General features: G+C 47.3%; 12 protein-coding genes and 1 riboswitch. Of the genes, 3 read left to right on the top strand and 9 right to left on the bottom strand.

Translation table 11 applies throughout. From position 1 onward, the window contains the following. Nucleotides 1-162: 162 nt before the first annotated feature. The 7 genes from ACH97_RS00990 to sspJ form a co-directional block, all read right to left on the bottom strand. Nucleotides 163-1,920: a sensor histidine kinase gene (locus tag ACH97_RS00990; RefSeq protein ID WP_048350394.1), complete on the bottom strand. Its 1,758-nt coding sequence runs from the start codon at nucleotides 1,918-1,920 to the stop codon at nucleotides 163-165. Beyond that, on the bottom strand, nucleotides 1,917-2,645 hold the full coding sequence (locus ACH97_RS00985; protein ID WP_020452923.1) for a response regulator transcription factor: 729 nt from the start codon (nucleotides 2,643-2,645) through the stop codon (nucleotides 1,917-1,919). Before ACH97_RS00985 ends, ACH97_RS00990 begins: the two co-directional genes overlap by 4 nt. A 171-nt stretch (nucleotides 2,646-2,816) precedes the next feature. Then, on the bottom strand, nucleotides 2,817-3,584 hold the full coding sequence (locus tag ACH97_RS00980; protein ID WP_048350405.1) for an ABC transporter ATP-binding protein: 768 nt from the start codon (nucleotides 3,582-3,584) through the stop codon (nucleotides 2,817-2,819). 63 nt (nucleotides 3,585-3,647) lie between these two features. Then, a complete protein-coding gene (locus ACH97_RS00975; RefSeq protein WP_057957803.1) occupies nucleotides 3,648-4,661 on the bottom strand; it encodes a FecCD family ABC transporter permease in 1,014 nt (337 codons plus the stop codon). Continuing rightward, the gene (locus ACH97_RS00970; RefSeq protein ID WP_048350393.1) at nucleotides 4,661-5,725 is read right to left on the bottom strand and encodes a FecCD family ABC transporter permease; all 1,065 of its coding nucleotides are present in this window, start codon (nucleotides 5,723-5,725) and stop codon (nucleotides 4,661-4,663) included. The genes ACH97_RS00975 and ACH97_RS00970 overlap by 1 nt, the downstream gene beginning before the upstream one ends. 156 nt (nucleotides 5,726-5,881) lie before the next feature. Beyond that, nucleotides 5,882-7,285 (bottom strand): amino acid permease, encoded by a 1,404-nt coding sequence (locus ACH97_RS00965; RefSeq protein WP_048350392.1) that lies wholly within the window; start codon nucleotides 7,283-7,285, stop codon nucleotides 5,882-5,884. 114 nt (nucleotides 7,286-7,399) lie between these two features. Further along, nucleotides 7,400-7,576: riboswitch (Lysine riboswitch) on the bottom strand. Between the two features lie 159 nt (nucleotides 7,577-7,735). Then, nucleotides 7,736-7,876, bottom strand: a complete 141-nt coding sequence (gene sspJ / locus ACH97_RS00960) for a small acid-soluble spore protein SspJ (RefSeq protein ID WP_003185183.1) — start codon at nucleotides 7,874-7,876, stop codon at nucleotides 7,736-7,738. Nucleotides 7,877-8,115: 239 nt separating this feature from the next. Here sspJ and ACH97_RS00955 point away from each other — a divergent pair, with 239 nt between their 5' ends. The 3 genes from ACH97_RS00955 (at nucleotide 8,116) to ACH97_RS00945 (ending at nucleotide 12,196) form a co-directional block, all read left to right on the top strand. Then, nucleotides 8,116-8,586, top strand: coding sequence for a metal-dependent hydrolase (locus tag ACH97_RS00955; RefSeq protein ID WP_020452928.1), 471 nt, complete (start codon nucleotides 8,116-8,118; stop codon nucleotides 8,584-8,586). Between the two features lie 99 nt (nucleotides 8,587-8,685). After that, nucleotides 8,686-10,545: an LTA synthase family protein gene (locus tag ACH97_RS00950; protein ID WP_020452929.1), complete on the top strand. Its 1,860-nt coding sequence runs from the start codon at nucleotides 8,686-8,688 to the stop codon at nucleotides 10,543-10,545. 199 nt (nucleotides 10,546-10,744) lie between these two features. After that, nucleotides 10,745-12,196: an MDR family MFS transporter gene (locus ACH97_RS00945; protein ID WP_023856264.1), complete on the top strand. Its 1,452-nt coding sequence runs from the start codon at nucleotides 10,745-10,747 to the stop codon at nucleotides 12,194-12,196. 39 nt (nucleotides 12,197-12,235) lie between these two features. On the opposite strand, the gene ACH97_RS00940 is transcribed toward ACH97_RS00945, so the two are convergent. After that, nucleotides 12,236-13,075 carry an aldo/keto reductase gene (locus tag ACH97_RS00940; RefSeq protein ID WP_020452931.1) on the bottom strand — a complete coding sequence of 280 codons (840 nt, stop codon included), beginning with the start codon at nucleotides 13,073-13,075 and terminating at the stop codon, nucleotides 12,236-12,238. 87 nt (nucleotides 13,076-13,162) lie between these two features. Continuing rightward, nucleotides 13,163-14,023, bottom strand: coding sequence for an ROK family protein (locus tag ACH97_RS00935; RefSeq protein WP_020452932.1), 861 nt, complete (start codon nucleotides 14,021-14,023; stop codon nucleotides 13,163-13,165). Between the last annotated feature and the right edge of the window lie 235 nt (nucleotides 14,024-14,258).

The raw sequence follows: 14,258 nt of genomic DNA, 5'->3' as shown, positions 1-14,258 counted from the left end.
TTTCTTTATTTAATGTTAACGTTAACATTTTCATTGGCAAATATGATGTGAACGTTAACATTTAATCTTATTTTATACTAACCTCGCCTTCTTTTCCATTATTTTCTCAACATAAAAGAAGCCTAAAGGCAATAACCTTTGGCTTCTTCTTTTTCATACCGCTTATTTTGCGGCTTTAGGGTTTTTCTTAAATTCCATCGTAATTTCCGTCCCGCGTCCTGTCCGGCTGTCAACTGCGATGCAGCCGTCGTGCAGGTGAACAAGTTCCAAAGAAATGGCAAGGCCGAGACCGCTTCCTTCTGTCGCATCTTTTGTATGCGTTCCCCTGTAGTAGCGGTTGAATAAATTTGAGACGGTTTCAGAGTCCATGCCTCTTCCGTTGTCTTGAATTTTAAGAATAATATATTGCTTGGTTTCTTCAAGGATCACCTTGATGTCAGTGCCTTTTTTGTTATGCTTGACGGCGTTGGCGAGGAGGTTTTCCAAGACTCTTCTGAACCAGCCTCTGTCTATCGCAAACTCGGTATCTTCTTGCGTATATTCAAAAGAAACGTTGTACCCTTCCGAAAACGAATGGCGCTTAAACTCCTCAACGAAGCTTTTTAAAAACGGCACGAGCCTCACTGTCTGGCGTTTAATCGGCAAGGCGTCGTTTTTCAGCCTGTACGTCAAGTTCAAGTCTTCGATTAGCTGTGACATGTAGTCCGACTTTTCTTTCATCGCCTGGCCGATTTCGCGGATTTCCTCTTTTGACCACTCATAGTTTGGAGACTCCAGCATCATGCTGTAGCCGTAAATCGTGCTGAGCGGCGTTTTTAAGTCATGGGAGAGCCCTGCGATCCATTCCTCCCGGGTCGTTTGGATTTTCTTGCGGTTTTGCTCGTCTTTTTTCAGCGTTTCCGTCAGCTGCTCCATCGATTCAAACACTTCTGTGAACAGCCGGTACGGCTGTTTTCGCTTCCCTTTTTTGTTCCGGCTTCGCGGGCGGCCTTTCCGGTTTCTCGGTTCTTCAAATCGCCCTTTTGAAAGGTTGACGATCCATTTAATCGTATGGATGATCGGCATGCCGAATCTGAAAGAATACCAAATGGTCATAGAAGACATCAGTAAGATCAGAACGCCGATCACGATGAGAACGATTTTTAAAGCGAGCCCGATCATCGTCCTGTTGAACTCATGATCCGGATTAAAAATCGGGTTCGGCGTAGCGGCGATCAGCCATTCTGTCGCGCTTAATCGCCTGTATGAAAACTCGTGCTCGTAGTTCCACGGCTTTGATCCGTATTTTAAAAGCTCCAGCTCAGTGATGCCCTGGCTGTAATCTATGTCCTGATAGAGCGAGTTCAACATTTTCCCTTTTTCGCTGAACAGATAAACCGATCCTTTGTTTTTCTTAATGAAATCAAGCGTGCTTTTTTTATAGGAAGAAAGGTCCGCCATATCCTTTTCTTCCTTTTCCAAATAGGACAGGATCGTATCGCTTTTCGATTCCCAGCCGAATAAAATCACATAGTCTTCATCATTGAAATTGGCAGACCAGAAATTGACTTGATATTTTTTGATTCTTTTTTTGTCAAAAACTGATACGAGGTCTTCCCTGTGGTACTGCCTCTGAATTTCCGGAGGAAGACGGTAGGAATAAACGGTCTTCTCCTTGCCGTCTAATATTTGAAGCCAGCCTCCCTGTTTGTCGATCGCCGATTTCAAGATATCTTCAATCTGCCAATTGTTATTGTCATCCACACTGACCCAGCTTTCAAACGTGTCTGATGTGGCTTTTGCCAAGCCTGTATCCGCCTCGCTCTCGCTTAACCGGAGAGCGAAAAAGATGAAGGATAACAGCAGCGTGGCAAGGACAAGACCGAGAATCAGGAAAATCTGGCTGACAAAATGGAGGACGAGCTTTCCTCTCAGCTTCATCCTTCGCTCTCTTTTCTTGCAGGATTGGGAACGAACTTATAGCCAAGACCGCGAATCGTGACGATATATTCGGGGCTGCTCGGGTCTTTTTCGATTTTCTCCCTCAGTTTTCTGATATGTACCATAACGGTGTTGCTGTCTCCGTAAGATGGAACGCCCCACACTTTTTCATAAATTTGGTCCTTGGAAAGCACCCTGTTCGGATGATCGCAAAAATATTGCAGAAGCTGGAGAAGCTGCGCGGAGCAGCTGACCGTTTCTCCGTCCACGATCAGCTCCGCAAAATCGGGATGAAATGTAAACCGTTCATATTCGTAGGCTGAAGATACCGAAGCAGCCGCGACTTCTTTATGTATATACGTTCTTTTTAAATGCGCTTTAATCCTGGCGATTAATTCCAGAGGATTAAAAGGTTTTGTAATATAATCATCGGCTCCGTAGGCAAAACCTGACAGTTTATCGAGGTCGGATGTCTTCGCCGTCAAAAAGAAGATCGGGGCGTTGGTGTGCCGCCTGATTTCAGGGGATACGTCAAATCCTGTCTGTCCCGGCATCATGACATCGAGAAGTATTAAGTGCACGGTATCCTTTTTCACGATGTCGAGCGCTTCTTCTGCGCTGCTCGCGGTCAGTACTTCTGAAAATCCTTCCTTCGTGAGGACGCGCTTGACCATTTGAACAATGGCGTCTTCGTCATCCACAATCAAAATTGTCGCATTTTCCAAAATCCTTCTTTCCTTTCTGTCTATATCATGTTTTGATATCCTCATCTTACCATCTATTATATCTTTATCGGCACCAGTTTTCTGATTTTAAAGTAAAAATAAACTTTTTTAGAAATGATTTTTTACTTTACGAAATCATGGAATAAAAAAACAGACATCGTCTGATGTCTGTCAGCCGGTTGCCAGCCTCTGATCCTCTTCTTTTTTCAATAGATCATAAGTCAGGCACACCGGTTTTCCTGTTCGCGGGTCTAAAATAATTTCAGCATCAATCTGAAACACCTTTTTCAATACCTCTGATGTCATGACTTCATGAGGAGCGCCCTCTTTGACAATCGCACCGGAGTTCAGCGCCACCATGTGATGGGCAAAGCGGGAGGCATGGTTGAGGTCGTGAATGACCATCAAAATCGTTCGGCCTTCTTCTTTGTTGAGCTTTTCCAGCAGTTGCAGAATTTCAAGCTGGTGCGCCAAATCCAAATAGGTTGTCGGTTCGTCGAGCAGCAAGAGCTCCGTTTCCTGGGCAAGAGCCATCGCAATCCAGACGCGCTGGCGCTGTCCCCCGGAAAGGGCTTCGATCGGCCGGTCATAAAAAGGCAGCATACCTGTCACTTCGAGAGACCATTCAACCATGCGGCGGTCATCGGCCGAGAGCCTGCCCATTCCCTTTTGATGAGGAAAACGGCCGTAAGAAACGAGCTCATATACGGTCAGACCGCCTGGCGCCTCAGGGGTCTGCGGAAGAATCGCCATCTGTTTGGCTATATCTTTCGTCGACATTTGGTGGATCGCTTTGCCGTTTAAATAAACGGCGCCCGTTCTCGAACGCTGTATGCGTGCCATCGTTTTTAATATGGTTGACTTGCCGCACCCGTTCGGACCGATCATGGTCGTCACTTTTCCTTTTGGTATGTGGAGGTTTAAGTTTTCGACTATCATCTGTTCTCCGTAGCCGATCCCCAGGTTGTTTGTTGAAAGAGACACCTTGCACCCTTCCCTTCTTTAATTTGTTTTCATGAGCAAATAGATAAAGTACGGCGCGCCTAAAGCGGCAATGACTAACCCTACGGGAATTTCCGAAGGCGCCAGTATCATTCTTCCGATTAAGTCCGCCAGCAAAAAGAGCAATGCTCCGGTCAACGCGGAAGCCGGGATTAAAAGCTGATGCTTCGGCCCGACAAGCCTTCTGGCAATATGCGGAGCCACAAGACCGAGAAACGTAATATTCCCTCCAGCCGCTACACACGCGCCGCTCAGCGCCGCTGCCGACAGAAGCAGTGTGCGCCGCTCCTTTTCAACTGCCGTTCCAAGCCCTGTTGCGAGCTGATCGCCGAGACTCAGCACGTTTAAATAGCGCGCTTTGTAAAGGATAAAAGGAAGCAGCACGACAATCCAGGGCAGCACGGCCGAGACAAAACTCCAGTTCGAACTCCATATATTTCCTGACAGCCAAACAGCCGCCTGCATAAAGTCATTCGGGTCCATTTTCAGCTGCAGCATTAAGATGGCCGCCGAGAAAGCCGCATTCACTCCGATGCCGACCAGAACGAGGCGTATGGGACTCAAGCCTTTTTTCCACGCCAGCAAATAGATGGAAACGACTGCAAAGCAGGCTCCCAAAAATGCGAAAATCGGCAGGGAAAAAACGAATCCTTTTTGCAGATTGCCAACATCTCCCTGAAAATAGAAGATGAACAGCACAACGGCAAAACCTGCTCCCGTATTGATGCCCAATATCCCCGGATCGGCCAGGTCATTCCGCGATATCCCCTGCCAGACGGCTCCGGAGACAGCAACTCCCGCACCGATCAGCATGGCGAGGACCATGCGCGGCAAACGGAATTCAAATAATACAAGTTCATCCTGCGGCGTTCCGAAGCCGAACAGTGTTTTCAATGTATCAAGCGGGGCGATGCGGATTTCTCCCATGTTCATGCTTAGTAAAAACACGGCGACCGTCAGCACGGCCATGACGAGCATCACCGCAGCCGCCCGTCTGTTGTTTTTCTTGAGCATTACAGTCCACTCCTTTCCCTGCGGGCCAGATAGAGAAAGAATGGTACGCCGACAAGCGCCGTGACTGCTCCGACAGGTGTTTCGAACGGCGGGTTGACCAGCCTCGCCGCAATATCCGCATAGATCAGCAGGACGGCGCCAAGCACCGCTGAGCATGGAATGATCCAGCGGTAATCAACCCCGACCAGAAAGCGGGTAATATGCGGAATGATCAATCCGATAAAACCGATTGCCCCGGCAACGGACACAGCGGCACCCGTCAGCAGAACAACCGACACGATTCCGATCGCTTTAACCGTCTTCGTATATTGACCGAGCCCTTTCGCCAGCTCCTCTCCCAAGCTTAGAACCGTAATGGAACGGGCGATGACAAAAACGACGGCCAAACCGAGCGCTGCCGCCGGAACCAACAACTGAATGCTGATCCATTTCGTGCCAGCGACACCTCCGGCATACCAAAAACTGACGTCGCGCGCCACATCAAAATGGATCGCGATGCTCGTAGAAAGAGCGCTCAGAAACGTGCCGACAGCCGTACCGGCCAAAGCCAGCTTTACAGGCGTAAGACCGCCTTTTGAAAACATTCCGATCGCAAAAACGAGCCCCGCTCCAAGACCCGCTCCGGCAAACGACCAGATCATCAGCCCGACCGATGAGGTTCCCGGAAAAAAAGCAAACGCGACAGCAATTGCGAAAGCTGACCCGTGCGTGACGCTCATAATTTCCGGCGATGCGAGTGGGTTTCTCGTCATCCCCTGCATCACGGCTCCGGAAACCGCCAAGCAGGCGCCCACAAGAGCCGCACTTACCGTCCTTGGCAGTCTGAGTTCCTGAATAATTTGATGGGCCGTATTTTTCGCATCAAAATGAAAAATGGCGTCCCAAACAGTTCCAAGCTTTATATCAGCCGCACCGAGCGCAATCGATAATGCGGCGCCAAACAGCAGCAGCATGATTCCGCCGGCCAGGACAAAAACAGCTCCGAGCGGACGGCTGATCGGTCTCTGTTCCTCATCACGGCCATCCGTGCTGTTGATACGATGTATGTTTTTGTAAGAACTCACTCGATGCCATTCCTTTCGATCTTTTTAACCGATAACGATTATCATTTTCATTTTATAGTATAACAGGCCTAAGCGGAAATTTTAATCAAAAATTTCGGCGGGAATCAAAAAGCCAGCCGATCTTCTGCTAAAAGACCCGACTGGCAAAGAACTTTATCACACTTGATTATTTTTGAACTTTTTGTAGACGAACGGGTATATCGCAAGACCGACGAAAAACAGCCCGATTCCCAAGATAAAGGTGGTCAAGTCAGAGGTACCTGAAACGATGACCCATAAAGAATACGCCAGAGCAGCCAAAGCGATGATGCCGTCCCCTGTTCTTGAACCTTTCAGTTCGCCGTATGTCTCCCCTTTGAGGATGAGCTTCAAGCTGAAAACAGCCGCCACAAGATAAGGCACAAGGTAAGCGAGCGTCGCCGACGTTGTTAAAAACGTAAAGGCCTCGCTGATCGTTCCCGAAACCGTTGAGAAAATAAAGATCTGCGACATCACGTTTGTGACGATCAATGAATTGACCGGGCTTCCCTTTTTGTTCGTTTTCGCAAAGAAAGCAGGAAAATCACCGGCCTTTGCCGCCTGATACGGAACCTCTGCGCCGATTAAAATCCAGCCGAGCATCGATCCGAACAAAGAAACGATTGCCAAGACCGCCATAATCACGCTGCCAAAGCTGCCGATGATCACGTGCAGCACATCAACGAACGGTTTATCCGATGCCTGGAGCTGATCGTGCGGGATGACGCCCATCGTTATTAAAGTGATGACCATATAAATGCCGAGCGCAATTAACAGTCCGGTAATCGTCGCGCGTTTGACATCGCGCTGGGATGATGCGCGCCCTGATAAGATCACCGCAGACTCGATGCCGACAAACGCCCACAGCGTTGAAATCGCCGCATTGTGAACCTGTCCGCCCAGCCCAATACTTTTGCCTTCTGATTCGATAGGAAAATAAAATGATTCGAATAAAGCCGTCTGAAAAACGAACAAACCTGCAACAATAAACAGGACAAACCCAAGCACTTTGGAAAAAGTCGCTAAAAAGTTCAGTTTGCCCGCTCCATTTATGCTGGAGACTAAGATGAAATGCGTCCCCCATAACAAAATTGTACATACGATAAATGTCAAGAGCTGGCCGAGTGTAACGGGGTGGCCGCCGAGTTCAATCAGCTCGCGTCCGTCAGTTAAGATCGGCAGGAAAGTCGTCAAATAGCCTGCAAGGCTTGTAATGATGGCGACGTTGCTGATCCAGCTTGCCACCCAATACCCCCATACCATTGTAAAACCTGCCGCATTCCCTTTTTTAGGGGCTGAGAATAAAGCTCTTGCATAGCTTTGCGGACCTGCTTTAAGATCCGGGCGGCGAATGGATAAATGACCGAATACAAGGGCGATCATCAGCACCCCCGCACCCGTCACCAGCCATGCCGCCGTTACGCCGAACGGGCTTGCCGTCTGGGCGAGTGTGCTGGGGAGCATAAAAATCCCTGAGCCGACCATATTGCCGACAACAAAAGCGGTAAGAAGCCAGAAGCCCCATTTTTTTGTCTGTTCCATAAGATATAACCTCCGAGCATTTTATAAAAAATATGCCGGACCAGACCGTGAGATCATTCAAAATAAAAAAAGCATGAACAAAAGTCCATGCTTTGGTTAAACATACACTCTTGATCTCCGGATAGCCCTCCGCGGGAAAACCCGCGGCAGTCCTGCACTTATTCAATGCAGACCCAGCATAAAGAATGAATGGCTTCCTTATGCTTCGGCGCTGATGCCTTTTGCATATGATCATCGGCCCCATCAGCCTCACACATGCGACTCATCATCCGCGCAACCTCTACCTCACTAAGAGTTAAGAGTGAGGATTTATCACATATTCTGAAAAGAGGTTACCAGAGAAATTTTAATCTGTCAAAGGGAAGTGATGGAAAAACGGACAGCCGCGCCAAAAGGCCGCCTGTTTCGGCAGCCTTCTGCAGAATGGAAGACGGCGCTTCCATCTGTCATTTATCGGTTGTTTTTCTTTTTGTTGACCGCCTCTTGCAAAGGGTCTCCTTTCAGCGCTTGTCCTGCATCTTCAAGCGCCCCCCGAACGGCGTTTTGGTCCTTTTCCTTATTTCCTCTATCTTTATTGAAGAAAATACCCAAATGAATCACCTCTTTAAAAATGTGGTACAATTTTAATTTGGCTTATCACTTTAAAATTATGCAGAACCTTGAATGTGTTTTTTAACTGAAAACACCATATTCTAGATGTAAACATGCTGATTGCCTCAGGAAAATGCGTTTTTTGCCTGACAAGTTGCCACCATCTGTCTTGAAGGCCGCCAGAACTCTTGATATAGTTTTCATTAGGAAATTGTTATAGGTCTTAAAGGAGAAGCGATATGACAGGAAAAACACACATCATGGGAGGGGTCGCTTCTTGCACGGCTGCTGCTTATTTTTACGGATATGATCCAGTGTTCATGACAGCTTCGGGCGTTATCGGAGCATTGATTCCGGATATTTGCCATACAAAGAGCAAGATCGGCAGAAGGCTACCGATTTTATCAGCAGTGGTCAGTTCTGTCTTCGGGCACAGGACGTTTACACACAGCCTGCTCTTTTTGCTCATCACGGCATTTGCGGCACATTTATATTTTACAGATCAGAGCATTTTTGTCGGATTGATGGCCGGAATGGCGAGCCATCTGCTCCTTGATGCCGGGACTGTAAATGGCATCAAACTTTTCTTTCCGTCCGCCATTAAGGTTCGGCTGCCCCTTTATATTAAAACCGGCGGGAAGGCGGAACAAGGCGTTCTGGCTGTGCTCACCGTTGTTTCGTGCTATTTTATTGCGAACTTGATCGCCTGACGAAAGGGACGGTTTGACCGATTGCTGTATTATGCTTTGTTCAGTCGTTTTATCTTGGTGTTCTTTACCTGCGGGGATTATATGTGAGGAGCTATTTATATGAAAGAACAATTTTTTAAAAAGCAGTGGTTTTTATGCCTATCCATATTTTTTATGTGGATGAAAACGTACTTCATCTACAAGCTGGGCTTTAATTTACAAATTGACAACGCACTTCAGGAATTGATCCTGTTTATCAACCCGCTTAGCTTTCTCATCCCTGTACTCGGCATCAGCCTCTTTTTTCGCGAAAAAACGCAGCGCCTCTATTTAATCGGGGCTAATGTCGTCCTGACGGGCATCTTGATTGCAAACAGTATTTTCTATGGTTTCTACATCGATTTCATCACTGTTCCCGTCCTGTTCCAGGCAAAAAACCTCGGGGGGCTTGGGAGCAGTTTTCAGGAGCTGTTCAATCCGGTTTTCATCGCGCTTTTTCTGGATTTGGCTCTTTTAGTCTGGCTGGCAAAAACGCGCACAAGAACCGGCAAAAAGCTTTCCGCTAAAGCCGTTAAGATCTACTACGCGGCAGCCGCCGGCACGGTACTGTTTAATCTCGCCCTGTCGGAGCTGGATCAGCCGAAGTTTTTAAGCTACTCCTACGACAGGGAAGTGCTTGTAAAAAACATCGGCTTATATCAGTTTCATCTGTTGGACGGCATTTCACAGACTTTTAATTTGACACAAAAAGCGGTCGCTGATGAAAACAGCCTGGCAACGATCGAGAACTACACAAACGCTGACTACAGCAAACCGAACCAAGATATGTTCGGGATTGCCGAAGGACGAAACGTCATCTTTGTAACGCTTGAATCCACTCAGACATTTGTCATTAATGAAAAGGTGAACGGCCAGGAAATCACACCGTTCTTAAACAAATTCATTCAAAAAAGCTATTATTTCGACCATTTTTATCAGCAGACCGAACAGGGAAAAACGTCCGATTCGGAATTCATTGTCGCCAATTCGCTCTATCCGTCTCTGAGCGGTTCGGTGTTTTTTACGAAGAGCGAAAATGCGTACAATTCGATGTATAAAACACTGGCAAACCACGATTACAGAACATCGGTTTTCCATGCCAACCATAAAAAATTCTGGAACAGGGACGTCATGTACAAAGCCCTTGGCATCGACAGCTTTTATGACGTCTCCCATTTTCATGTGACACCTGAAAATTCAACGGGCTGGGGGCTGAAGGATAAGGAGTTTTTAACGCAATCGGCCGACTTGATGAAAGACTTGCCGCAGCCCTTTTACAGCAACCTGATCACATTGACGAACCACTTTCCGTTTCAAATTGATGATAAGGATAAGCTGATCGATGAATACGACTCGGACAGTGAGATTTTAAACCGGTATGTCACGACGGTACGCTATGAAGACGAATCATTGAAGCATTTCATTGCAAAATTGAAGAAAAACGGCCTTTACGACAATTCCGTGATCGTCTTCATGGGAGATCACTACGGCATATCAGAAGCGCACAACGATGCGCTGGCTCAATTTTTGGGCAAAGACGAAATCACCCCTTACGATACCGTTCAGCTGCAGCGTGTGCCGCTGATTATCCACATTCCGGGGGTAACGGATCAAGACCCGAAAACGATATCTGAAACAGGCGGCCAAATTGATGTCAAACCGACATTGCTCCATTTGCTCGGAATTGATACAAAAGGCATGATTCAATTCGGTAATGACCTGTTTTCGAAAGAAAGAATGCCTTTCGCTGTGTTAAGAAACGGCAGCTTTATAACAGATGATTATATCTACACGAAAAATACGTGCTACAGCAAAAAAACCGGGGACATGATCAACGACAGTGAGGACAAATGCGGTCCGCTCATAGAGAAGGCGAATCAAGAGCTTTCCCTTTCCGATAAGATTATTAACGGTGATTTGCTGAGATTTTATAAAAAATAATCCGTCCCCTTTAAGCCGGATTCCCCCGGCTTAAAGGGGCTGTTTAAATTGAGGGACAGCTGGGTATTATATACCGAATGTTAAAAATGAACTTGCGGTTTTGCAGTTCCTTCGTTACCCTAAATAAAAAGAGAAGTTATTTCGAGTACCGATTATTTCATAAAGTGTTATAAAAAATGATAAATAAGAAGGTTTTAATATGAGTGAAACACAGCATAAGACAAATCAATTGCCGATTGTTGCCGTCTTGATTATGGGGACTTTTATCGCCATTTTGAATCAGACGCTATTGACGACGGCTTTGCCTCCGATCATGAGGGACTTAAACATTACGCCGGGGCTTGCCCAATGGCTGACGACCGTTTTTATGCTCGTGAATGGGATCATGATTCCAGTTACGGCTTTTTTAATTGAAAAATTCACGACGAGAAAGCTGTTCATGGCGGCAATGTCTTTATTTACGGCTGGGACTCTGATCTGCGCCTTGTCATTCAGCTTTCCGGCGCTGATTGCAGGACGCGTCGTCCAGGCGGCCGGCGCGGGCATTATGATGCCATTGATGCAGACGGTGCTTTTATTGATTTTTCCAAAAGAAAAGCGTGGATCAGCGATGGGAATGGTCGGGCTTGTGATTGCCTTCGCTCCCGCTGTCGGACCGACCCTGTCAGGCTGGATCGTCGACCGCTACCCTTGGGAAGTATTGTTTTATCTGTTGCTTCCGTTTGCCGTTATCGACATGATTGCCGCACACTTTATTTTAAAAAATGTCACCGAACAGACGTCACCTAAGATGGATGTTACTTCCATCATCTTGTCTTCACTTGGCTTCGGCGGCATTTTGTACGCCTTCAGCAGCGCCGGTGTTGCGGGCTGGACGGGTGCGGACGTGCTGGCTGGCTTCGCGGTCGGCAGCGTTACGCTGTTTTGGTTCATTTGGAGGCAGCTCCATTTGGAAGAACCGATTTTGGAATTCAGGGTATTTAAATATCCGATGTTTACACTTGCGACGATTATCGGGATGGTCGTCTTTATGTCGATGATCGGAGCGGCGACGATCGTGCCGATGTATATGCAGGATATGCGCCATTTCACGGCGATGGAATCGGGAATGATGCTGTTTCCGGGAGCTGTCGTGATGGGGCTGATGTCTCCGATTACCGGAAGAATTTTTGACAAAATCGGCGCGCGGATCTTGAGCATCACCGGTTTGACGGCGATCTTCGTGACCACATTGCTCTTGACCCATCTGACAAAGACGACGCCTTTTGCGTATTTGTCTGTCGTCTATGCGATTCGGATGGTCGGCATGGGGATGGTGCTCATGCCTGTTACAACAGCCGGCTTGAACCAGCTCCCGCGCCATTTGATTCCTCACGGAACGGCCATGAACAATACGATGAGACAGATGTCCGGATCGATCGGGACGGCTGTTCTCATCACCATCATGACACAGCGTGCGCTGGCCGATCCTGCCGGTCCGTCTTCGGATACGGCGATGATTCACGGCGTCAATCTGGCGTTTATGACCGCGGCCGCATTGTCGGGAATCGGATTGGTTCTCTCATTCTTTATTAAGCAGCACCGCCGCGGACGGCTCGACGGCAGCAGAAGGAAACAAGCGAAAGGCCGCTTGGCCATTCATGAAAAATAATAAATCCCGGGTTTTTATGAACCCGGGATTTTCTTATGCTTATTCGAATCCGTGAACCATTGTGTCAGGATCGGGACCGACGCGCTCATCTTTGTTAAGAGCGTTGATTTTTTCGATATCTTCCGCTGTTAATTCAAAGTCAAATATGTCGGCATTTTCAATAATGCGGTGTTCTTTGATTGACTTCGGAATGGTAATGACTTCATTTTGCAAATCCCAGCGCAGGATGACTTGAGCGACGGATTTGTTGTATTTTTTAGCGATGTCAGTCAGCACTTGATCATCGAGGAGTTTTCCCTGCATGAGCGGAGACCATGCTTCCACCTGAATGCCCTGCTTTTTGCAGTAGTCCCTGAGCTCAGCCTGAGTCAGCCGCGGATGGAACTCAACCTGATTGACCATCGGTTTAATTTCCGCATCTTCCAATAAGCTTTCCAAATGGTGCACATTGAAGTTGCTGACGCCGATCGCTTTTACTCTGCCGTCTTTGTACAGCTTTTCAAGCGCGCGCCACGTATCTTTATATTTGTCTTTTCCAGGCCAATGAATCAAATATAAATCAAGGTAGTCAAGGCCGAGTTTTCGAAGGGTTTCATCAAAAGCCGCCAATGTTTTTTCATATCCCTGATCGCTGTTCCAAACCTTTGACGTGATGAAAAGCTCTTCGCGGGGAACGCCTGCTTCTTTAATCCCTTTGCCGACGCCTTCTTCGTTTTGATAGATAGCGGCTGTGTCAATGCTCCGGTATCCGTTTTTAATGGCTGCTTTCACAGATTCTACAACTTGGCTGCCTTCTTCCACTTTGAAAACTCCAAGTCCGAACCATGGCATTTTCACACCGTTATGTAATGTCACAGTATCCTTTAAACTGCTTACCATTTTGAACGACCACCTTTCTTTTTTTCATGCTTTTAAACGCACCGCTGTTATTATCTCACACTGGGTGGATTTTACAAAACAACTTGCTCAACCGGCTTCATAAGCCAAAGCGAGCGCACCGGTGATTCCCTGATCGTCGCCGAGACCCGGCGGTACGATGTATCCTTCAAGATCAGGCAGGTCAACATATCCGTTCATATATTCGGCAAGCTTTTTGCGAATCAGCGGGAACAGCTGCTGCTGCTTCATGACACCGCCGCCCATGATGATTTTTTCAGGGCACAGGATCAAGATATATTGCATGAGAGCCTGCGCTAAGTAGTCGGCTTCAATCTCCCAAACTTCCTCGTTTTCAGCCAAATCATTGCCCTTTTTCCCCCAGCGCTTTTCAAGCGCCGGACCCGATGCCATTCCTTCAAGGCAGTCCTTGTGATACGGACAGATTCCTTCAAACGTATCGTGCGGATGCCGTCTAATGAGAAGGTGACCCATTTCAGGATGGAGCGTGCTCTGCACAAGCCGGCCGCCGACAATCGCTCCTGCTCCGATTCCTGTACCGACTGTAATATACAAGCAGCTTTCCAATCCTTGCGCCGCTCCTTTTGTCAGTTCGCCAAGCGCGGCAGCGTTTACATCAGTCGTAAACGAAACCGGTATGCCGAGCCTTTTTTTCAACTCGGGAATAAACGGGTACCCCTTCCAGGCTAATTTCGGCGTATTGGTTATGTATCCGTAATCCTCTTTATCTTTTGCAACGGATATAGGTCCAAAAGAGCCCACTCCCATTGATGTGAGCTGATACTTGCTGAAGAAATCAGTCAGTTTTCCAATAGTCTCTTCAGGAGTCTCCGTCGGGATCGTCAGCCTGTCAATGATTTCTCCTTTTTCTGTTCCAACTGCACAAACAAACTTTGTGCCTCCTGCTTCTATTGCACCGTAATGTTTCATCCTCTCGGCTCCTTTTCATCTGTTTGAATTGCTTTAATTGAATCATAAATCAGACGATGAAAGAAAGCAATCGCACTGAACAATGATTCACCAGAGCATGGGAGCTTTTGATGCTGACGGAAGAAAGCTTCCCGAAAATGTGACAGTTTTCAAACAGCTGCAGCAGTTGTTCTTTCGCTTAAAGAGGCTTCTGCCCGCTTAATTTCAACTGTGAAAAAGAGGATTTTTTCAGGCC

The sequence above is a fragment of the Bacillus paralicheniformis genome (genome assembly GCF_001042485.2).
GTDB classification, from domain to species: domain Bacteria; phylum Bacillota; class Bacilli; order Bacillales; family Bacillaceae; genus Bacillus; species Bacillus paralicheniformis.
The sequence above is the reverse complement of the archived record's forward strand: the minus strand, read 5'-3'. Positions and strand labels throughout refer to the sequence as shown.

Excerpts from the sequence above, each read along its gene's own strand:
- ACH97_RS00955 (WP_020452928.1), top strand. The coding sequence starts at position 8,116 with ATGACAGGAAAAACACACATCATGGGAGGGGTCGCTTCTTGCACGGCT.
- ACH97_RS00940 (WP_020452931.1), bottom strand. The coding sequence starts at position 13,075 with ATGGTAAGCAGTTTAAAGGATACTGTGACATTACATAACGGTGTGAAA.
- ACH97_RS00990 (WP_048350394.1), bottom strand. The coding sequence starts at position 1,920 with ATGAAGCTGAGAGGAAAGCTCGTCCTCCATTTTGTCAGCCAGATTTTC.
- ACH97_RS00965 (WP_048350392.1), bottom strand. The coding sequence starts at position 7,285 with ATGGAACAGACAAAAAAATGGGGCTTCTGGCTTCTTACCGCTTTTGTT.
- ACH97_RS00980 (WP_048350405.1), bottom strand. The coding sequence starts at position 3,584 with ATGATAGTCGAAAACTTAAACCTCCACATACCAAAAGGAAAAGTGACG.
- ACH97_RS00975 (WP_057957803.1), bottom strand. The coding sequence starts at position 4,661 with ATGCTCAAGAAAAACAACAGACGGGCGGCTGCGGTGATGCTCGTCATG.
- ACH97_RS00945 (WP_023856264.1), top strand. The coding sequence starts at position 10,745 with ATGAGTGAAACACAGCATAAGACAAATCAATTGCCGATTGTTGCCGTC.
- ACH97_RS00950 (WP_020452929.1), top strand. The coding sequence starts at position 8,686 with ATGAAAGAACAATTTTTTAAAAAGCAGTGGTTTTTATGCCTATCCATA.
- ACH97_RS00935 (WP_020452932.1), bottom strand. The coding sequence starts at position 14,023 with ATGAAACATTACGGTGCAATAGAAGCAGGAGGCACAAAGTTTGTTTGT.